Source organism: Candidatus Roseilinea sp. NK_OTU-006, assembly GCF_012931985.1.
In the GTDB taxonomy this organism is placed as follows: Bacteria; Chloroflexota; Anaerolineae; order J036; family Brachytrichaceae; genus JAAFGM01.
Map to the genome: position 1 here is coordinate 69,258 of NZ_JAAFGM010000009.1, position 19,434 is coordinate 88,691.

The following is a 19,434-nucleotide window of genomic DNA, read 5'->3' on the forward strand; positions in this document are numbered from 1 at the left end:
AGACGAGAACCTGACCCCTGCGCGCAATATTGACCACGTTTAGACCATGGGGTGTCTGAACGACGCCGAATAGGCGCCGGTGACGTGATGTTCGAGCTGCCGTTCGATGTCGGCCAACAGCGCACTGGCGCCGAAACGAAAGAGGCTCGGCCGCAGCCATTCATCGCCCAACTCCTCCTTAATGAGGATCATCCAGTCAAGCGCTTGCTTGGCGGTGCGAATGCCGCCGGCCGGCTTGAACCCCACGGGGTAGTCTGTGCGCGCGGCGTAGTCGCGAATCGCTCGGCACATCACCAGGCCAATCGGCAGCGTTGCGTTGACCGCTGCCTTCCCGGTCGAGGTCTTGATAAAGTCGGCACCGGCCATCATGCACACCAGGCTGGCCTGATACACCTGACGCAGCGTGGCCAGTTCGCCGGCCTCCAGGATCGTCTTCATGGGGGCATGGCCGCATGCCGCTCGGAAGGCGCGGACTTCGTCGTAGAGCGCGGCCCAGTTTCCGGTGAGCACGTGCCGCCTGGAGATCACGATGTCTATCTCTTGAGCGCCCATCTCGATGGCGTATTCGATTTCTTTCACGCGCAGGTCGAGCGGAGTCATGCCGGCGGGGAAGCCAGTGGAGACGGCCGCAACGGGGATGTTGGAGCCGGCGAGCGCTTTCACGGCGACGGGCACCATCTCGTGATAGACGCACACAGCGGCCACGCAGATCGGCAACTCGCGCGCGCCGAGCGCCACGAGCAGGTCGCTGCGCACGGGCCGGCGCGCCTTAGCGCACAGGCGCTGCACGTTGCCGGGCGTGTCATCCCCCTGAAGCGTCGTCAAGTCCATGAGTGTAATGGCGCGGAGCAGCCAGGCGGCCTGCCAGGCTTGCTTGACCGAACGTCGCGCCGGCAATGTTGCGCTCCGGCGCTCTACAGCGCTGCGGTTCACGCGCGCAGCTTCCACCCAGCTTAAGTCGAGCGGGATGCCAGGGTTACGGCCATCGTGTGTTTTCATGCGTCTGTAGGCTGCTCGAGCCTGCCTATAAGCCGGATTCTGTCTAGGCCCCAAGGCCCGAGGCGATCATCCCTCTAGGACGCGCATTACTGCGCGCCTCCAGCCGCCTACCTGCGCATCAGCGGGCCGCCTCATCTGCGCGTCTTGGCGTTGCTCCCGGTGGGGTTTGCCAGGCCGTCGCATCGCTGCGACGCCGGTGCGCTCTTACCGCACCATTTCACCCTTACCCTTGCGGGCGGTATGTTTTCTGTTGCACTTTCCGTCGGGTCACCCCGCCTGGCCGTTAGCCAGCACCGTGCCCTGTGGAGTCCGGACTTTCCTCATCCCGCCTTGCGGGACGCGACCGCCCAGCAGGCTCGAACTCTATCAATTATCGCAGCAAATTGTGAGGGGAACAGCCGGTGCCGATGTTACAATCGGCACGGTTTTTAGGAGAGCGATGCTATGACTGTGAACACGAATGGTAGTAATGGCACGCGCGACCTATATGATGTGACGATCATCGGCGCCGGCCCATCGGGCTTGTTCGGCGCCTTCTATGCCGGTCTGCGCGAGATGAAGGTGAAAGTGATTGACGCCCTCGATGACCTCGGCGGGCAGTTGACGGCGCTATACCCCGAAAAGTTCATCTACGACACCCCGGGCTATCCCAAAATCCTGGCGATGGATTTGGTCAAGCACCTGGCTGAGCAGGCGAAAATGTTCAAGCCGACTATCGTGCTGGGCGAGCGGGTAGAGCAATTAGAGCGGCAGCCGGACGGCACGTTCAAGCTCGTGACGCACAAAGGCGAGCATTACACCCGCGTCGTGGTGATTTGCGGGGGTGTGGGCGCCTTTCAGCCCAAGAAGCTGCCCAATCCGGAACTGGTCCCTTACGAAGGGCATGGCCTGTATTACACCGTGAAGGAGAAGGCCGCCTTCCGCGGCAAGCGCATCTTGATCGTGGGCGGCGGGGATTCAGCGGTGGACTGGGCGCTCAACCTCAAAGACTACGCCAAGCATGTTACGCTGATTCACCGGCGCGATCAGTTCCGCGCCCATGGCGCATCGGTGACTGAGTTGTTGAATTCCTCGGTGGAGGTCAAACTGTTCTACGAACTCAAGACGGTCGGCGGCAACGGCAAGGTGGAGTATGCGGTCATCTTCGACAACCGCACTAAGGAGGAAATGACGCTGCCGGTGGATGCTGTGATCCTCACGCTGGGGTATAGCGTTGACCTCGGCCCGATCAAAAACTGGGGATTGGAGATGGAAGGCACGCGCTACATCCGTGTCAATACCAAACAGGAGACCAACATCCCTGGCGTCTATGCCGCCGGCGACATCGCCGCGTTGCCCGGCGAAGAGCCGCTCAACCTCATCGTCGAGGGCTTTGCCCAGGCGACGCGCGCGGTGAACTTTGCCTACCAGTATCTGCATCCCGGCGCCAAAGCCTTCCCGGGCCACAGCTCAGAGAAGAAGCTTTAGGCGAACGCTGGTCACAACGCGACAGCGCAGCCCGCTATGGCTGCGCTGTCGCTCTTTGACGCTTCGGGACTTACGGGAGCGCCAGGCGGATGTGCAGTTCCTTCAGTTGCTGCTCATATACCGGCGACGGCGCGCCGGCCATCACATCCATGGCCTGCTGGTTCTTGGGGAACGCCATCACCTCACGGATGTTCGGCTCGCTGCAATACAGCATGGTCAGCCGATCAACGCCGGGCGCGATGCCGCCGTGCGGCGGGGCGCCGTATTCAAACGCCTCGAGGATGTGCCCGAATTTGCGCCGCGCCTCTTCCATCTCCAGGCCGATGAGCCGCATCACGGTCTCCTGCACCTCGCGGCGGTGGATTCGGATGCTGCCGCCGCCAACCTCATAGCCGTTGCACACCAAGTCATATTGTTTGCTGCGCACCTGGCCTGGATCGGATTCCAGCAAGGCGAGATGTTCATCTTGGGGCGCGGTAAACATGTGGTGCGATGGGTCCCAGCGCTGCTCCGCTTCGTTCCACTCGAACAGCGGGTAGTCCACCACCCACAAATAAGCCATCACGCTCTCGTCGGCCAGTTTGAGCCGCATGCCCAGCTCGTGGCGCAGCTCGCCCAGCGCTTCGTTGACTGCTTTGCGGCTGTCGTCGGCGACCAACAGGATCAGGTCGCCGGGCTTCGAGCCGGCTCGTGCGATGATGGCGTCTTTCTCGGCCTGGCTGAGCTTAGCGCCGGCGCCGCTGTTGCGGATGCCATCCGGGTCGTGCCACAGCACGACAAGGCCCTTGGCGCCGTTATTCTTGGCGAACTCGGTCAACTCGTCGGTCTGCTTGCGCGTGTAGCTGGCGCAGCCGGGCGCGCAGAGACCCTTGACGTGCGCCGCACGAAATGGCAGAAACTCCGAACCGCGCGTGATGTCGGTCGCGTCGAACAGCTCCATGCCAAAGCGTAGGTCGGGCTTGTCGCGCCCAAAGCGTTCCATGACCGCTTCGTAGGACAGACGCAGGAAGGGCTTAAACAGCAGCCGCTTGCCGTGTAGGTGCGCATAGCGCTCGGTGAATTCGGTCAGCAGCCCTTCGACCAGGTTGAGCACGTCCTCGCGATCCACGAAGCTCATCTCCAGGTCAAGCTGGGTAAATTCGGGTTGCCGGTCGGCGCGTTGGTCCTCGTCGCGGAAGCAGCGGGCGATCTGGAAGTAGCGCTCGACGCCAGCGACCATGAGCAACTGCTTCAATTGCTGTGGGCTTTGCGGCAGCGCATAGAAGCAGCCGGGATGCACGCGGCTGGGCACCAGGTAGTCGCGCGCGCCTTCCGGCGTGGTCTTGAACAGGATCGGCGTCTCGACTTCGATGAAACCGCGTGCGTCCAGATAGTCCCGGATGAACTTGACGAACGTATGGCGGATCGTCAGGTTGCGCGCCATGCGTTCGCGCCGCAGATCCAGATAGCGATATTTGAGGCGCAGGTTCTCGTCCACGTCGCGGCCCTCGTCGTCAATGACGAACGGCGGCGTCTTGGCCGGGTTAAGCAGCACCAACTGCGAGACCATCACCTCAACCTCGCCGGTTGACATTTTGGGGTTCGCCATGCCCGCTGGCCGCAGGGTGACCTGGCCCTCAACCTGAATCACATATTCGTTGCGCAGCGACTCGGCCAGCTTGAAGATTTCCGGGCTGCTCACGTGCACGGGATTGATGACGATCTGCGTCAGACCGAAGCGGTCGCGCAGGTCAATGAAGATCACCCCGCCGTGATCGCGCCGGCGATGCACCCATCCGGCGAGCGTGACATGTTGCCCCACATGCTCTTTGCGTAATTCACCACAGGTCTTCGTCTTTAACATGATTGCCAACCTCGGATGAAGGTTACAGATGTTGCTGGCGTCGCACGCCACGAACTGACAAAAAAGGCCGCCCATATCAGGCGACCCTCAGTCTCAAGCTCCGTTCTGCGCGCAACGACTCAGGCGACGCCTGCTTGGGAGAAGGCATCGTTATCATCGTCGTTATGGGTGCGCAGCGTCCTTCGCATACTGTCGCAACTATACCTCAGAATTCCACCATCGCCTTGATCACGCCGTTCTCCGGTCTCAACCAGCTCTCAAATATCCCGATCATGGCCTCGGCTGGCGCGCGATGCGTCACCCAATGCCGTGTGTCCACCCGGCCCTCGCGGATGAGCCTGAGGATGCGCTGAAAGTCGCGTGCGGTGCTGTTGCGCGTGGCCAGCAGCGTGATCTCGCGGCGATGGAAGAAGGGGTCGCTGAAGGTGATGTCGGCGTTGACCAGCCCGGCGAAGATCAGCCGGCCGCCATGTGCGACGTAGCGAAAGGCGCCGACCATACTCTCCAGATTGCCCGTTGCGTCAAAGACGACCGTGGGCAGATCGCCATGGGTGATCGCTTCGATCTTCGATAGTGGCTCGTCATCGGCGCGCAGCGCATGGGTGACCATGAAATGCGCGCTCACGAAGTCCAGCCGCAGCGGATTCACGTCTATCACGATCATCCTGGACGTGATGAGTTGGGCAAACTGGATGATCGTCAGGCCGATTGGCCCGGCGCCGATGATCAGCGTCCATTCGTCGGGTTGCACGTGGCCGCGCGCCACGGCATGCGCCCCGATGCCCAGGGTTTCGACCAGGGCAAGTTGTTCGTAGCTCAAGTCGTTCGCCGGATGCAGCTTGTGCGCCGGCACGATGATCTGGTCGCGCATGCCGCCGTCGGTATGCACCCCCAATACTTGCAAGCTGGCGCAGCAGTTCGTCTTGCCGGCGCGGCAGGCGATGCAGCGCCCGCAGTTCAGATAAGGTTCAACAGCGCAGCGGTCGCCGGCTCGCACGTTCGTTACGCCGTCGCCCACGGCGATCACTTCGACGCCGAGTTCGTGGCCGAGGATGCGTGGGTAGGCAAGGTAGGGCATCCGACCGCGGTAAGCATGCACATCGGTGCCACAGATGCCGACGCGATGCACGCGCACCAGGGCTTCACCGGGGCCAGGCGCACCAGGCGAGGGCGCTGCCCCAAGGGCGAATTGCCCCGGCGCTTCGAGCGTGATGACTTTCATGGATTCTGACGGGCTGCCTCTTGATTGAATTGTAGAGGGGCATAGAATTCGACCCCGTGACATCGCCGGAGTTCTACGCCAACGCGCGCGCCTACGACATCGCTTTCAGCGATCGGGACTTTGTGGATGAGTGCAACTTCCTCGAATGGTGTCTGCGGACGCATGGCTGCGTCGCCGAGGGTGTTGCTCCCGCTTTCCTCGAACTGGCCTGCGGCCCGGCGCGTCATGCGCGCGAATTTGCCAGGCGCGGTTGGCGCGCGGTGGCGCTTGATCTTTCACCCGATATGCTCGATTACGCGCGCGAGGGCGCGAAGCGCGATGGCGTCGTTCTGGAGACCGTGGCCGCCGACATGGCCGATTTCACGCTCGATCCGCCGGTGGCGTTAGCCGCGAACCTCATGGAAAGTCTATCGCATCTAGTGACGAACGCGCAGGTCGTCTCGCATCTCAAATCGGTATCGCGCAGTCTGCTGCGCGGCGGCGTCTTCGTGATTGAGATGGCGCATCCATCCACGATCTGGCGCGATAGCCTGCCCAACACGTGGCTGTCTCGCTCCACCGATGTGCCCTACTTCGCCGATGAGCCTTACACCGAAGTAGACGTGCTGTTCGGCGCGGCCGATGATCCGTATGACTGGATCACCCAACAATGGCTGGTGACCGCTCGGCTGACGATACGCGAGGCCGGCCGGCCAGAACGCGTCGTCGAACACCGGCAGCCCCATCGCTGGTATCAGACGCAGGAACTACAGGCGCTGATTGATCTCGCGGAGGCGTTCTCGGCCGTGCATTGGTATGGCGATATGCTGATCCCGCCGCCGCCGCTGGATAACGATTCCGGGCGCATGATCGTTGTGCTGACCAAGTAGCGCACAGCAGCGCACGCGTCGGCCCCGACCGCCTCGCCCTTATACAATCAGCCTCATGGCGCTCACTACACCGCAAGGTTTGTACTTCGAGGACTTCGTCGTTGGCGACAAAGCCACATCGCCCAGCCGCACCATCACCGAGGCCGACATCGTCATGTTCGCCGGCTTGAGCGGCGACTACAATGAAATTCACACCAGCGAAACCTTCTCCCAGGGCCATCTGTTCGGCCGGCGCATCGCGCACGGCTTGCTTGGCCTGAGCATCGCCAGCGGATTGGCCTTCCAAATGGGTTTCCTGCTCGGCACAGTGGAAGTCTTTCGCGGCATCGAGTGGGAGTTCACTGCGCCCATCTTCATCGGCGATACGATCCACCTGGAAGCCGAAGTCGCCGAAGTCAAAGCCTTCCCACGACTGGGCAACGGCAAGGTGACTTTTAAGGTCAGTGTGAAAAAGCAAGATGGCAGCGTGGTGCAGCGCGGCACATGGACACTGCTTGTGAAGGGTAAACCAAAAGCAGCGTAAAATTCTGCAACATGGCATTCACGGTCAGCGACTTTCACGATCTTGTCGAGCTGCTTGAGCAACACCCTCAATGGCGGCAGGAACTGCGACGCCTCGTGCTGACCGATGAGTTATTAGACCTGCCGCGGATCGTTAGGGAGCTGGGCGATCGCATCGCCGAGCTGGTGGAGGCGCAGAAGCGCACGGACAAGACGATCGCCGAGCTGGTGGAGGCGCAGAAGCGTGCAGAGGCCCGTCTTGACCGTGTGGATCAACAAATCGCCGAGCTGGTGGAGGCGCAGAAGCGTGCAGAGGCGCGTCTTGACCGTGTGGATCAACAAATCGCCGAGCTGGTGGAGGCGCAGAAGCGTGCAGAGGCGCGTCTTGACCGTGTGGATCAACAAATCGCCGAGCTGGTGGAGGCGCAGAAGCGCACGGACAAGACGATCGCCGAGCTGGTGGAGGCGCAGAAGCGCACGGAAGGGGTAGTCGCTGAGCTGGTCATATCCCAGCGGCAGATGAGCGAAGACCTAGGCACACTGCAAGGCTTCGCCATCGAGCAATCGTTCCGCACTCGCCCGCTGGCCTGGTATGGCAAAATCTTGCACCGTCCACATGTTCTAACCGACGAAGAGTTGGTTGACTTGGTCGAGCCGGCGCTCGAAGATGGCTTACTCACCGACGAACAGTTCCGCGATCTGTCGCTCGCCGATGCAGTTGTCACCGGTCGTTTGAAGACCGATGGCCAGCCGGTCTATCTGATCGTCGAGGTGTCCTGGGGCGTTGGCGAATCGGATTTGAAGCGCGCCATGAGACGTGCGGCGTATCTGGCGAAGACCGGCGTGAGAGCTCATCCTGCCCTGGGCGGTCGGTGGATTACCCCACAGGTCAAACGCGAAGCCGAATCGGTCCAGGACATCCACCTGATCGAGTGGAAGGGTGAGCTCGCCGAGCTGTTCGGATGAACACACTGGCTCGGCGTAATCGGCCGGGGCTTAGGACTTTGCTGCAAATCGCAACTGCCTGCTTGGCCGGTTGCGTCGTCGCGCTGTTGCCGCAGCGCCACCTCCTCCTCCTTGCCGCGGCCATTGCCGCCATATTGGCCGTGGCAGCCATCTTCGCCGAACCAACCCTCGGTCTCGCCCTGGCGTTGGTCTTCGGGCCGTTTCAACCGCTGGAGCGCGTGACGTTGCAGTTGCCGCTCGACAGCGGTCAGCTCGTGCTGATTCTGACGCTCATCGCCTACAGCTTTCGCTGGCTTGTCACGCGCCGCTTCCCGGTCATCCGGCCTCAACCGGCGATTGCTGTTGCGTTCGCTGCTTTTCTCGCGGTCTGCCTGCTCTCATTCTTCCCGGCGCGCGATTTCCGCGACTGGGCCACAGAGTGCATCAAATGGCTGCAGATCGCCGCCGTAGCACTGCTCGTGGCCGGCGAGCAAGATCCGCGCAAACGCTGGATCGTCCTCGGCGCGATTCTCATCGCTGCGGCCGGTCAAGCCGCTTTTGGGTTGATTCAGGCTGATGTGCGCGGGTTCGGTCCGCCGGAGTTTCGCCTTCGTGGCACGGATGCCTATCGCGCTTACGGCACATTCGAGCAGCCGAATCCATTTGGCGGGTTCATGGGGCTGACATGGCCGGTCGCAGCCACGCTGGCGTTGTGGGCGACGGCTCAGGTTTGGTCGAGGTGGCGCGCTGATGTCCTGAGATGTTCTATGCACGCCGGCCGCGCGCGTCGGCTCATCCTGCTCCTGACAGTTTCGGCATTCGTTGCCGCGCTGTGCGTCCGCGCCCTCATCGCCAGCGGCTCACGTGGGGCGCTGGTCGGCGCAGCAGCAGCCGGTGCGGCATTGTTCCTGGCATGGGTGCAACGACCATGGCGCTGGGCGAGCGAGGCGTTCGCGTTGGCCCTAGCGGCGTTCGCCTTCGATGTAATCCACCTTCCGACATCGCTCGAAGCGACACTGCAGTACTTCAGCGACCCAAGCAGCGCGTTTGGCCTCGATGTGCGTAATGCGCATGTCACGCCAATCACCTTCTCGACGGTCGAGCGGTTAGCGCATTGGCAAGCTGCGCTGCGCATGATCGAGGCCAGCCCGTGGCTGGGTGTGGGCTTCGGCAACTACGCGGCAGCGTATCCGGCGTTCCGCTTGCTGCCTTGGGAGAATGCGCTCGGTCATGCGCACAATTACTACCTCAACATCTTCGCCGAGACAGGCGCTGTGGGCTTGCTCGCTTACCTGGCGCTCTGGACGACGATCATCGCTGTTACTTGGCAGGCGGCACGGCGAGGGAGCCTCTCCGCATTCTCATCCGCGCTCTGCGCCGGCATCCTCGGCGCCTGGACGCACCTGGCCGTGCATCACTTATTCGATAAGTTGTATGTCGCCAACACGCACCTGTTGATCGGCGCGTATCTCGGTTTTGTCTTTGCCGCCGTCGCCGAGACCGGCACGACGTGACCGCGCGCATCGGCGGATCGCTCTGCAACTGGCATACAATTGCATTTGCCGTTGAACTACGCATGTGCGAGGTGAACCATGAGTAAGCGTGTGATGATCGGGAGCGCTGCAGACGTGCCGGCACATGGCGCCAAGACTTTCGACGTAGAAGGGAAGAGCATCGTTGTGGCGCGCGTCGGGAGTGGATACTGTGCCGTCATCAACAAGTGCCCGCACTTGGGCTTGCCAATAGCCGGCGGCAAGGTGGAGAACGGCGTCATCACCTGCCCGTTCCACAACTCGCGCTTTGACCTGTGCACAGGCAAGAACCTGGACTGGGTGCAAGGCGTGGCCGGCGTAAAGCTGCCGGCGTGGTCGCGCAAGATCATTGCGCTGGGCAAAGAGCCAACGCCGATTCAGAGTTTTCCAGTGACCGAAGAGGGCGGCAAGCTATTCGTTGATTTATAAAACCCGTGGGTGGGCGACGGCGCTGTCTTTGCCCGCCCACTCGCGCTTTGTCTTGCGGGTCTGCACACAGACGCTGGGCCTGGCGCCGCATTTACCATTGCCGACATGAACGCCGCATCGTTCGACGCTTACCTCCGCGAGCACCGCGAACGCCTGCTCGAGGATTACAAGGACTTCCTGCGCCAACCCAGCGTCGCTGCCACCGGCCAGGGCATCCCGGAAATGGCTGCCCTGGTCGCGCGACGTTTGGCTGCGCTTGGCGCCGAAGTCAAGGTCGTGCCGACGGAAGGCGACGCGCCGCCGGTCGTGTGGGCCGAACTCGGCGAAGGCGACAAGGAGTTGCTGATCTACAACCACTACGACGTGCAGCCTGCCGAGCCGTTGGAGCTGTGGGAGTCGCCGCCCTTTGAGCCGACCATCCGAGACGGCAAGATCTTCGCCCGCGGCGCATCGGATGACAAGGGCGAACTGGTGACCCGCATTCACGCCCTAGAAGCCTGGTTGGCGACGCAGGGCAGGTTGCCCTTCAAGATCAAGTGGCTGATCGAGGGCGAAGAGGAAGTCGGCAGCCCGCACCTACACGCCTGGGTGGAGCGATACCGGAGCTGGCTCCACAAGCCGGATGGCCGGCCGATGGACGGCTGCCTGTGGGAGTTCGGCGGCTTTGACGAGCGGGGGCGCTTTACGCTCACGATGGGAGTGAAGGGCATCTGCTACGTCGAGTTGCACGTCCAGGGCGTGAGCCATGACTTGCACTCGTCGAATGCGGCGATCGCTCCGAACGCCGCCTGGCGGTTGGTGTGGGCCTTGAACACGATCAAGGACGCAAGCGAACGCATCCTGATCGAGGGCTACTACGACCATGTGCGCGCGCTCACGCCGGCGGAGGAAGCCCTCCTGCGCCAAATGCCCTTCGACGAGGACGAGATCAAAGCCAAGTGGGGCATCGCCGAATTCATCACCGGCGTCACCGGCTTCGACGCGGTCAAACGCCTGTTCTTCCAGCCCACCGCCACAATCTGCGGCTTGACCAGCGGCTGGCAAGGGCAGGGCATTAAGACCGTGCTGCCGGCCGTCGCCAGCGCAAAGGTGGACTTTCGGCTGGTGCCCAACCTCACGCCGGAGATCGTGCTTGATCTCCTGCGCAGGCACCTGGACAAACATGGCTTCAGCGACATCGAGATCAAGTTCCTGGGCGGCTATCGTGCAGAACTGTCGGACGTGAACGCGCCGATCGTGCACGCGGCGACCCGCGCTTGCGAACGCATCTATAACCAGACGCCGGTCAAGGTGTTACTCAGCCCGGGCAGCGGCCCGATGTATTCCCTTTCATCGTTCATCGGCGGCGTGCCGACGGTATGCGCCGGCATCAGCCACCCCGATAGCCGCGTACACTCGCCCAACGAGAACGCCATCCTACAGCACTACTATGACGGCATGCGCTATATCGGCGCGCTGATTGACGAGTTCGCGCAGGAATGACGCGACGACGCCGTTATCATCGGTCGCGTCTGTGAAGCGATTTCACTCCTCTTTCGATGCGCGCACCCGAGGGATCAGCATCGCCGTCGTGGTGATCGTAGCCGTCGTGATCGCGCTGACCGGCGTGGCTGCGCAAGCCGGCCGGTCGCTCTTTTTCGCGACGGTCAGCGTTGGGCTGTCGGCCTTCTTCGCGTTCCTGTTTGCCTTGTCGCCGAACGGCGTCGAAGTTGGCGAGGACGTGGTTTACATTTGCCGCCGCTGGGGCAGCGTGCCGCGTCACTTGGCTGCACTCACCAACGTCCGACGCATCGCGATTCATGAATTGCAGTCCTCGATCCGGCTGGTGTCGGTTGGCGGCGTGTTCGGCTGGTATGGCACATTTCAGTCCCCCACGCTCGGCGAGTTCAAGATGTTTGCTACGCGGCTCGACCGGCTGGTGCTGATGGACTTCCACGGCGAGCGGATCGTGGTGAGCGTGGACGAGCCGGACGCTTTGCTGGCTTTGCTTCAGGTGCAGATTTGAGGCAGGGCGCTGGATCACAATCTTGGCATGGCTGAAGCGCAGGTCTTGGCAACGACTGCACCCTCGGAGTCAGCGCTCCCGGCTGTTCGGCCGGTGGACGACATGTATCACGTGCCGCGCGACGGGCGGAAGTACGAACTTGTCGAAGGAGAACTGATCGTGTCACCGGCTGGCATGAAAAACGAAGAAGTCGCTGCCGAGTTGATCGTGTTGCTTGGCATCTATCTGCGTTCGAATCGGCTCGGCAGGTTGTTCACGTCGAGCGTCGGCTATCAGCTCACAGAGAACATTCGCTTGTCCCCTGATGTGTCCTTCGTTCGCATGGAGCGTTTGCCGGATGGGCGATCGCCAGAGACCTTCGGCCGGTTTGCCCCTGACCTTGCCGTCGAGATCATCTCGCCCAGCGACAGCATGACGACCATCGAGGACAAGGTCGAACTGTATCTCAAGCATGGCGCGCAATTGGTTTGGGTGATCAGCCCGAAGTCGCGCCGCGCCACGATCTACCGCGCCGACGGTTCGGTGAGCGTCGTGCGGGCCGGCGGCGTGCTGAGCGGCGAGGCAGTGCTGCCGGGATTCGCCTGCGCCCTGTCCGACATCCTACAGAGTTAGGCCGCTTCCCACTCACTTTTCATCTCTTTGCTATTGGCACGCTCTCAGCGCCTGCTCGCTTTCGCTACAATCCGCAGCGATGTCCATCCTCAGCGGCATGAACGTGAGCAAGTCGTTCGGCGCGTTCGACGTGTTCAGCGGCTTGAGCTTTAGCGTCGCGCGCGGCGACAAGATTGCGCTGGTCGGCCCGAACGGTTGCGGCAAAACCACGCTGCTGCGCATCATTGCCGGCGAGGATGAATCCGATGCCGGCGGTCAGGTGCATGTCGCGCGCGGCGTCACACGCGGCTACCTCGCGCAGTCGGCCGAGGAGTCCGACCCGCGCACCGTGTGGCAATTAGCGCAATCCGCCTTTGCCGAGTTGAGCGCCCTGCACACGCGCCTAGCTCAGATCGAGCGCGCGCTGGCCCAAGCGGATGGGACGGGCGCGCAGTCGGAGCGATTGCTGGAGACCTACGGCTTGTTGCAGCAAGCGTTCGAGCTGAAGGGGGGCTATGCAGTCGAGTCGAAGATCAAACGCGTGCTGCTGGGCCTTGGCTTTGTCGAAGCGGACTGGCACCAGCCAATCGCAGCGTTGAGCGGCGGGCAGCGTGTGCGCGCTCATCTGGCGCGCCTGCTCCTACAGGCGCCCGACGTGCTGCTGCTCGATGAGCCGACCAACCACCTCGATCAGCAGGGCGTGGAGTGGCTCGAGGGCTATTTGCAAGAATGGGCAGGCACGTTGATCGTCGTCTCCCACGACCGCTACTTTCTCGACGAAGTATGCGACCGGGTGTGGGAGATGGGCAAGCGCGCCGACGGGCAGGCTTATCTGGAGTTCTATCGCGGCGGCTACACCGAATATGTGCAGCAGCGCGCCGAACGGCGCGAACGCGCCCTCGCCGAATATGAAGCCCAGCGCGCGTTCATCGAGCGGCAAGAGGAATACATCCGGCGCACCATCGCCGGCCAAAACACGGCGCAAGCCAAGGGCCGCCTGCGCCGGCTGAATCGCCTCGAACGGCTGGAGAAACCCGCACACCAGCGCGCGCTTGCGTTGCGCTTGCAGAGCAGCGGACGCAGCGGCGACCGCGTGCTGGAGACGCGCGCATTGACCGTGGGCTATCGCACCTCATCTTGCGCGCTGTTCACTGCGCCCGACTTGCTGTTGATGCGCGGCGAGCGAGCTGCCTTGATCGGCCCAAATGGCGCCGGCAAGACCTCTTTTCTCAAGACGATCACCGGCGAGCTGACGCCGTTAGCCGGCGCTGTGCAGCTCGGCGCCGGTGTGCGCATCGGCTATTTCGCGCAGTCCGGCGAGGGGCTGAATCCTGACCACACCGTGCTGCAGGAGCTGATGTCGGCGCGCCCCGACTTGAAACTGAGCGAGGCGCGCGACATCCTCGGGCGGTTTCTGTTCAGCGGCGATGATCACTACAAGCCGATTGCCGCGCTTAGCGGCGGCGAACGCGGGCGCGTGGCGCTGGCCAAGCTCGCCTTGCAGGGCGCGAACCTCCTGCTGCTCGATGAGCCGACCAATCACCTCGACATTCCATCGCAAGAGGCGCTCACCGAGGCCCTGCAACACTTCGACGGCACGTTGCTCTTCGTCTCGCATGACCGTTACCTCATCACCGCCTTGGCGACGCAGTTGTGGATTCTCGAGCGAAGCGCCGATGGCAAGGTGCGCATGAGCGTTTTCAACGGGCCTTATGATGAATGGCGCGAGGCGCGCGACGCGCAAGCTTCGACTCCGCCGCCTAAAGAGAAGACGAATGGTGTGGGACATGCCCCGCGCGCAGCGACACCTCCGGCGATGTCGAAGAATGCTCAACAGCAACGCCAGGCGAAGCTCGCGTCTATCGAGCAGCGCATCCAGGCGCTCGAAGCGCGCCTCGACGCGCTCGCCGGCGCGATGCAGCAAGCCGGCAGCGACTTCGCGCGCGCCCAAGCGCTGGGCGAGGCCTACCGCCAAGCCGAACGCGAGCTGGCGGAAGCCTGGGCGGAATTCGAGGCGCTGGCCTGAGTATGCGGCCTTCGGCTAAGCCCGAGCGCTGCGCCAGCGGAACAAACTACTGTGCGGACGGCGACGCGTCCAGGGAGACGGAAGCACGCCGCTGCTTCACCTGCGATTGTGCTTTACATTCTCCAGTGCGCCCGCGATGGCTTCCAGCACACCACGGCTTCAGTGTGGGCTGCCGAGAAGCCGTGGTGCGCCGAGACGTGCACACGCGCGCCGCGCCGAATACATTCCGCGCACGAAGGTTAAAAACGCTTCGTGGTCCTGTTGCGGCGGCCTACCGGATAGTTCACCACCGGCCGATCAGGGCCGAGGCCGAAATACAGCCCGAAACGCGGCCCGATGTATTGCAAGCGCACCTTCACGCCGCTGCGCGCGATCAGTTCCTGAAAGGCGCCGTAGGAGTACCTGCCCAGCGCATCGAGGCGCTCATAGAACCCCGGCCGGCCGTACTCGTCCAGCGCAGCGCCGGCCGCCAGCACGGCGGTCAGATGCGCCAGGTAGGTGCCGCTCATCTCGGCGCGCCCGGCCGGCTTCAAGTGCATCATCACTTCCCGCCGCCCCACCAGCGCACTGATCGGCTTGCCCCGGCCGAACGCTTTGCCCAGCACGGCCAGGTCTGGCGTCGCGCCCAGATATTGTTGTGCGCCACCCGGCGCCCTGCGGAAGGACGTCGCCACCTCGAGCGTTGCTTCACCGCTCCGGCGGTTGCCGAAGCGCACGGGCTATCGCACGACTTGGGCGTCTTGACGGGCGCGCAGTTGTCGGCGCGCCAAAGCCGCGCGCCGGTACGAACCTGAGACGGTGTGTCCTTGACGCGGGGCGATCAGTGGCGAGTGACAAGGCCGGCGGCTCAGCGAGGGTCGCCGGCGTTGTTCGCAGTAGTTGCACAAGTGGCGCTGTGATCGCACAATCCGTCGCACGATGAGCCAACAAGCGCATCCTTTCAACGGCCTGGGCATGCACCTGGGCAATCTGTCGCGACTCTCAAACGCTCAGACACGCTCCATCAGCGCCGAGAACTTCACCGGTGAGAAGGGCAAGGGCGGTATGGCGATCGCAGGCACAGGCGCGAACGCTGCGCGCGAGCTTGGCCAGGGCTGGAAGGTCTCACCCTCGGTCTCGATCGCGCCGCGCACGACGTTCACGCTGGCCCAGATCGAAGGCAGCGGCGCAATCCAGCACATCTGGATGACGATGTTCCCTGATAAGTGGCGTCGCGCCGTGCTGCGCATGTATTGGGACGGCGAGGCAACGCCTTCGGTCGAGACGCCGGTGGGTGATTTCTTTTGCTGTGGCTGGGGTGTGCGTTGCAACGTCGCCTCGTTGGCCGTGTGCGTCAACCCCGCCGGTGGCTTCAATGCCTACTGGGAGATGCCCTTCCGCAAGTCCGCGCGCATCACTTTGGAGAACCTGGCCGACGACCCGTTGGTCTGTTACTACCAGATCACCTACGCGCTGACTCACGTTCCCGAAGACGCAGCCTACTTCCACGCTCAATGGCGGCGCAGCAATCCGCTGCCCTATAAGTCAGTGCATACGCTGCTGGACAATGTGCAAGGCAAAGGGCACTACGTCGGCACCTATCTGGCCTGGGGCGTGAACAACAACGGCTGGTGGGGCGAGGGCGAGATCAAGTTTTATCTGGACGGCGACGAATGGCCCACCATCTGTGGCACCGGCACGGAGGATTACTTCGGCGGGGCGTGGAACTTCGAGCACCCCAAAGGGGAGTATGGCGTGTTCTGCACGCCCTACAGCGGCCTGCCGCAAGTCATCAAACCCGATGGGCTGTATCAGAGCCAGCAGCGTTTCGGCATGTATCGCTGGCACATCGCCGATCCAATTCGCTTCGAGCGCGACCTGCGCGTGACGATCCAAGCGCTGGGCTGGCGCAGTGACGGACGGTATCTGCCGCTGCAAGACGACATCGCGTCAACGGCGTTTTGGTATCAGACCGAACCCCATGCGCCCTTCCCGGCGTTGCCGGCTCGCGACGGGTTAGAGGTGATTTAGGGGCGAGGTCGCTTTGAAGCTGCCTCGCCCCTGAGGCGCTCACTCGATCTCGTAGGTCACCTGGACTTGGATGACGACATCCTGCGCGCCGGGTGAAATGGGTGCGCCCTTGCCCAACCCCTCGGCGGATTGAGCGGCGGCGAATACCGGCACCGGGCCGCCGCTCAATATGGCCTCCGAGATGGTCAGCACCTGCCTCACCTTTGCACCGGCCTCTCCGGCCAGGACGGCGGCTTTCGCCTTGGCGTCGGCCATCGCCTCTTTGCGCGCCTTTTCTTCTATGCCTCTGGGATCCTCGATCGTGAAGACCAGCCCATGAATCGTGTTTGCGCCGGCGTTGGTAGCAACATCGAGCAATGCGCCCGCGTTGTCCAGGTTGCGCACCGTCAGCCGCATCGCGTTGATCACGCGATAGCCGGTGATCGCTCCGGGGCCGTTGGGATCATACGATTGCTGCGGGAAGACGCTGAACTCGGCCGTTTGGATATCCTTCTTGGCCACGCCCGCTTTCTCCAGCGCAGCCATGATCGCCGCTGCCTTGCGGTTGGCTTCGGTTAGCGCGGCGCTCAGCCGAGGGTTGATGATGTCTACGCCCAGCGTCACATAGGCGATGTTCGGCGTGGCCGTTGCCCGACCGACGCCCACCACGGTCACGGTGCGTCGAAAAGGTTGAGTGTTTTGCTGAAGCGTTGCGTTTGTGTAGGCGGGCCATCCGGCCAGGACGGCCAGGCTCAACATGCCGGCAGCCAAAGGGGTCAACAACTGTCTTATCATCGTGATTCCTCCTGTGCTGTGTATATCGTCATTGCCGGTTGAGACGTTGCAGGCAAGCCGTTGGTTCCCGTCGCGTCGTTCAATGGGCTGCTTGCGCCCGACGTTTGACCCAGCCGGCGATGCGGTCGCAGATTGTCGCCACGACTTCATCGGGCACGCCGTTGACGGCGGTGGACTTCAGTCGAAAATCGCAGGGTTCATTGACATAGTCGCACACCTGCCACAGGTTGTGTTGATCGAGCGCAATTTCAGTTGAGAACAGGTTTAGCTCACACAATCCGGCGATTTGCTGGGCGAGGCCGCGCAGGATGCTCAGTTGATAGCGACTTTCGTCCTCCGGCGAGACCGGCTCCTGAACATGGGTGCGGTCATCGGCCCAGCACAGGAAGGTGCTGCCGCAGGCGTAGAACACGCGAAACCAAGCCCGGCGCTTTCCGAGCAACTTCGGTTCGACCCAGGCTTGCAAGATCGTCTGTTCGCCAGGCCACTCAAGGCGCTGCGCGAGCACATCCTCCCAGCGCGTCACCGGCGCTAACACGCCGCTGCCGCCGCTGTGCACGCTCTTCACCGAAAACCGGCCGCCGAGCGGCGAGAGGTTCACGCGCGGCAGGTTGGGCTGTTCTTCGTATGACGGCAGGAGGATCAGGTGCGGCGCATAGATGCCATGCGCAATCAGCGTCATGTGCATCGTCAGCTTGTTCCAGGCGCGCCGCACACGGGCATAGTCGTTGACCATCCATGGGACGTTGCGTTGCATCGCCTCAATGTGTCGCTCATATTCCCCGCCCCAGTCCCACACGCGGTCCAGGCCGACGCGCGCGCGGATCTCACCCGAATCCAACCATGCAGGCAGTTGCGCCAGCTCGTCTATGCCGCAGACGCACGTGCTGACATTGCGCATTGCGCACGCGCGGGCCAGCATGGCGACGAAATCGGCGTCATATTCCCAGCCCCATAGAATCAGCAGATCAGAAACGCAGCGCGGGTTGGGTGTGCCGGCCATCACGGACGGGGGATACGAATCAGGTCGCGGGTGAACGAGGTCAGGCTCTGGCTGCCATCTTCGGTGATGAGCACGTCGTCTTCGATGCGTATCCCCCCTTTGCCGGGGATGTAGATGCCCGGCTCGACCGTGAAGGTCATGCCCGGTTGCAGTGCGGTCGTGTCGCCCGTGACGATGTAGGGCGGCTCGTGCCCTTCCAGGCCCAAGCCGTGGCCGGTGCGATGGGTGAAATATGCGCCGTAGCCGGCTACTTCGATCACGCTGCGCGCGGCGCGGTCCACCCTCTCGCCTGTCGCCCCTGGCCGGGCTGCGGCGCGCCCGGCCGCGTTGGCGGCTTTCACCACCTCGTAGGCATCGCGCATCTGCGCGTCCGGTTCGCCGATGGCAAGCGTGCGCGTGATGTCGCTGCCGTAGTGGTCTACCTTCAGCCCAAAATCAATGACCACCATATCGCCCCGGCGCAAGGGCCGGTCGCCGGACACGCCGTGTGGGTTGGCCCCGTTCGGCCCAGATTGCACGAGCGGCTCGAACAGCATCTCTTGCGCGCCGGCGGCCAGCAAGTGGCGCAGCATCAGATTGGCCACCTGGCGCTCGGTCATGCCTTCGCGAATCTCCTCTAACGCTTGCGTCAAAGCCGCCTCGGCAAGCTCAACCGCGCGACGCATCGCGTTGACTTCATCGGCGTCCTTCACCATGCGCAGCGGTGCAATCAGGTCGGCGGCCGACGCCGGCCGGATGCCGGGCGCAGCCTCGCTGAGGAGCGTCCACTCCAACATGCGCATCTGCAACGGCTCGATGGCGATGGTCTTGCCGCGCAGGTCGCGCGCTTGCGCTGCTTGGCGGAAGGCATCTTGGTAGGGTGTGCCGTCCTTGTAGCTGTATATCTGCCAATCCAGCGCGACAGGCCCACCGGTCGCCTTGCCAACCTCGAAGAACGGCGCGATGAGAACGGGCGGCGTGTCGTCGGCGGGGAACAACGCTACGATCGGCCGCTCGCTCAAGTGCATGTTCAGGCCGGTGAAGTAAACCAAGTTAGGGCCAGGCACGAGTGCGACATAATCTACATCAGCCAACTGCTGCGCCTGCTTCAGTCTACTCAGTCGTTGGGTGGTCATGGTGTGGGCTATTTTAGCGACCCCACAAAATCCACACGCCGTTCGATTAGCCCGAAAACGCAGGCGCCGCATAACTTGGCCTGGCGTATAGTGTTAATCCAAC

General features: G+C 62.8%; 18 protein-coding genes and 1 other RNA gene. 11 read left to right on the top strand and 8 right to left on the bottom strand.

Annotation, left to right across the window (positions count from 1 at the left end; all coding sequences use genetic code 11):
- Positions 1–39: 39 nt before the first annotated feature.
- On the bottom strand, positions 40–999 hold the full coding sequence (deoC, locus tag GXH28_RS07230; RefSeq protein ID WP_169238345.1) for a deoxyribose-phosphate aldolase: 960 nt from the start codon (positions 997–999) through the stop codon (positions 40–42).
- Between the two features lie 12 nt (positions 1,000–1,011).
- An RNA gene (gene rnpB, locus GXH28_RS07235) (RNase P RNA component class A) lies at positions 1,012–1,358 on the bottom strand.
- An 85-nt stretch (positions 1,359–1,443) separates the two neighbouring features.
- Here rnpB and GXH28_RS07240 point away from each other — a divergent pair.
- The gene (locus tag GXH28_RS07240) at positions 1,444–2,466 is read left to right on the top strand and encodes an NAD(P)/FAD-dependent oxidoreductase (RefSeq protein ID WP_169238346.1); all 1,023 of its coding nucleotides are present in this window, start codon (positions 1,444–1,446) and stop codon (positions 2,464–2,466) included.
- 70 nt (positions 2,467–2,536) lie between these two features.
- Here GXH28_RS07240 and aspS read toward each other — a convergent pair whose 3' ends face one another.
- Both aspS and GXH28_RS07250 read right to left on the bottom strand, forming a co-directional pair.
- On the bottom strand, positions 2,537–4,309 hold the full coding sequence (gene aspS / locus GXH28_RS07245; RefSeq protein ID WP_169238347.1) for an aspartate--tRNA ligase: 1,773 nt from the start codon (positions 4,307–4,309) through the stop codon (positions 2,537–2,539).
- 205 nt (positions 4,310–4,514) lie between these two features.
- A complete protein-coding gene (locus GXH28_RS07250) occupies positions 4,515–5,531 on the bottom strand; it encodes a zinc-binding alcohol dehydrogenase family protein (protein WP_169238348.1) in 1,017 nt (338 codons plus the stop codon).
- A 56-nt stretch (positions 5,532–5,587) separates the two neighbouring features.
- Between GXH28_RS07250 and GXH28_RS07255 the strand changes: the two genes are divergently transcribed.
- The 9 genes from GXH28_RS07255 to abc-f all read left to right on the top strand — a co-directional run bounded on the left by GXH28_RS07255 (position 5,588) and on the right by abc-f (position 14,429).
- On the top strand, positions 5,588–6,400 hold the full coding sequence (locus GXH28_RS07255; RefSeq protein ID WP_169238349.1) for a methyltransferase domain-containing protein: 813 nt from the start codon (positions 5,588–5,590) through the stop codon (positions 6,398–6,400).
- Between the two features lie 55 nt (positions 6,401–6,455).
- The gene (locus tag GXH28_RS07260; protein ID WP_169238350.1) at positions 6,456–6,923 is read left to right on the top strand and encodes a MaoC/PaaZ C-terminal domain-containing protein; all 468 of its coding nucleotides are present in this window, start codon (positions 6,456–6,458) and stop codon (positions 6,921–6,923) included.
- A gap of 11 nt (positions 6,924–6,934) precedes the next feature.
- Positions 6,935–7,867 carry a hypothetical protein gene (locus GXH28_RS07265; protein WP_169238351.1) on the top strand — a complete coding sequence of 311 codons (933 nt, stop codon included), beginning with the start codon at positions 6,935–6,937 and terminating at the stop codon, positions 7,865–7,867.
- Positions 7,868–7,905: 38 nt separating this feature from the next.
- Complete coding sequence (locus tag GXH28_RS07270; protein ID WP_169238352.1) at positions 7,906–9,360, top strand: O-antigen ligase family protein; 1,455 nt, start codon at positions 7,906–7,908, stop codon at positions 9,358–9,360.
- 78 nt (positions 9,361–9,438) lie between these two features.
- Positions 9,439–9,807, top strand: coding sequence for a Rieske (2Fe-2S) protein (locus tag GXH28_RS07275; RefSeq protein ID WP_240550257.1), 369 nt, complete (start codon positions 9,439–9,441; stop codon positions 9,805–9,807).
- Positions 9,808–9,912: 105 nt separating this feature from the next.
- A complete protein-coding gene (locus GXH28_RS07280) occupies positions 9,913–11,289 on the top strand; it encodes a M20/M25/M40 family metallo-hydrolase (RefSeq protein ID WP_169238353.1) in 1,377 nt (458 codons plus the stop codon).
- A gap of 31 nt (positions 11,290–11,320) precedes the next feature.
- Positions 11,321–11,812, top strand: a complete 492-nt coding sequence (locus GXH28_RS16815; protein WP_169238354.1) for a PH domain-containing protein — start codon at positions 11,321–11,323, stop codon at positions 11,810–11,812.
- Between the two features lie 27 nt (positions 11,813–11,839).
- Entirely contained in the window at positions 11,840–12,424 is a 585-nt protein-coding gene (locus GXH28_RS07290; RefSeq protein WP_169238355.1) for a Uma2 family endonuclease, read from the top strand.
- Positions 12,425–12,503: 79 nt separating this feature from the next.
- Positions 12,504–14,429 carry a ribosomal protection-like ABC-F family protein gene (gene abc-f, locus GXH28_RS07295; protein WP_169238356.1) on the top strand — a complete coding sequence of 642 codons (1,926 nt, stop codon included), beginning with the start codon at positions 12,504–12,506 and terminating at the stop codon, positions 14,427–14,429.
- A gap of 239 nt (positions 14,430–14,668) precedes the next feature.
- On the opposite strand, the gene GXH28_RS07300 is transcribed toward abc-f, so the two are convergent.
- Positions 14,669–15,103, bottom strand: a complete 435-nt coding sequence (locus GXH28_RS07300; protein WP_206156754.1) for an aminotransferase class III-fold pyridoxal phosphate-dependent enzyme — start codon at positions 15,101–15,103, stop codon at positions 14,669–14,671.
- Positions 15,104–15,347: 244 nt separating this feature from the next.
- Here GXH28_RS07300 and GXH28_RS07305 point away from each other — a divergent pair, with 244 nt between their 5' ends.
- On the top strand, positions 15,348–16,439 hold the full coding sequence (locus GXH28_RS07305) for a glycoside hydrolase family 172 protein (RefSeq protein WP_169238358.1): 1,092 nt from the start codon (positions 15,348–15,350) through the stop codon (positions 16,437–16,439).
- Positions 16,440–16,478: 39 nt separating this feature from the next.
- Here the strand turns inward: GXH28_RS07305 and GXH28_RS07310 are convergent, their stop codons facing one another.
- From GXH28_RS07310 to GXH28_RS07320, 3 genes are all read right to left on the bottom strand, one after another.
- A complete protein-coding gene (locus tag GXH28_RS07310) occupies positions 16,479–17,213 on the bottom strand; it encodes an SIMPL domain-containing protein (RefSeq protein ID WP_169238359.1) in 735 nt (244 codons plus the stop codon).
- Between the two features lie 79 nt (positions 17,214–17,292).
- Positions 17,293–18,216 carry a hypothetical protein gene (locus tag GXH28_RS07315; RefSeq protein WP_169238360.1) on the bottom strand — a complete coding sequence of 308 codons (924 nt, stop codon included), beginning with the start codon at positions 18,214–18,216 and terminating at the stop codon, positions 17,293–17,295.
- Positions 18,216–19,331, bottom strand: a complete 1,116-nt coding sequence (locus tag GXH28_RS07320; RefSeq protein ID WP_169238361.1) for a M24 family metallopeptidase — start codon at positions 19,329–19,331, stop codon at positions 18,216–18,218. Before GXH28_RS07320 ends, GXH28_RS07315 begins: the two co-directional genes overlap by 1 nt.
- Positions 19,332–19,434 lie beyond the last annotated feature (103 nt).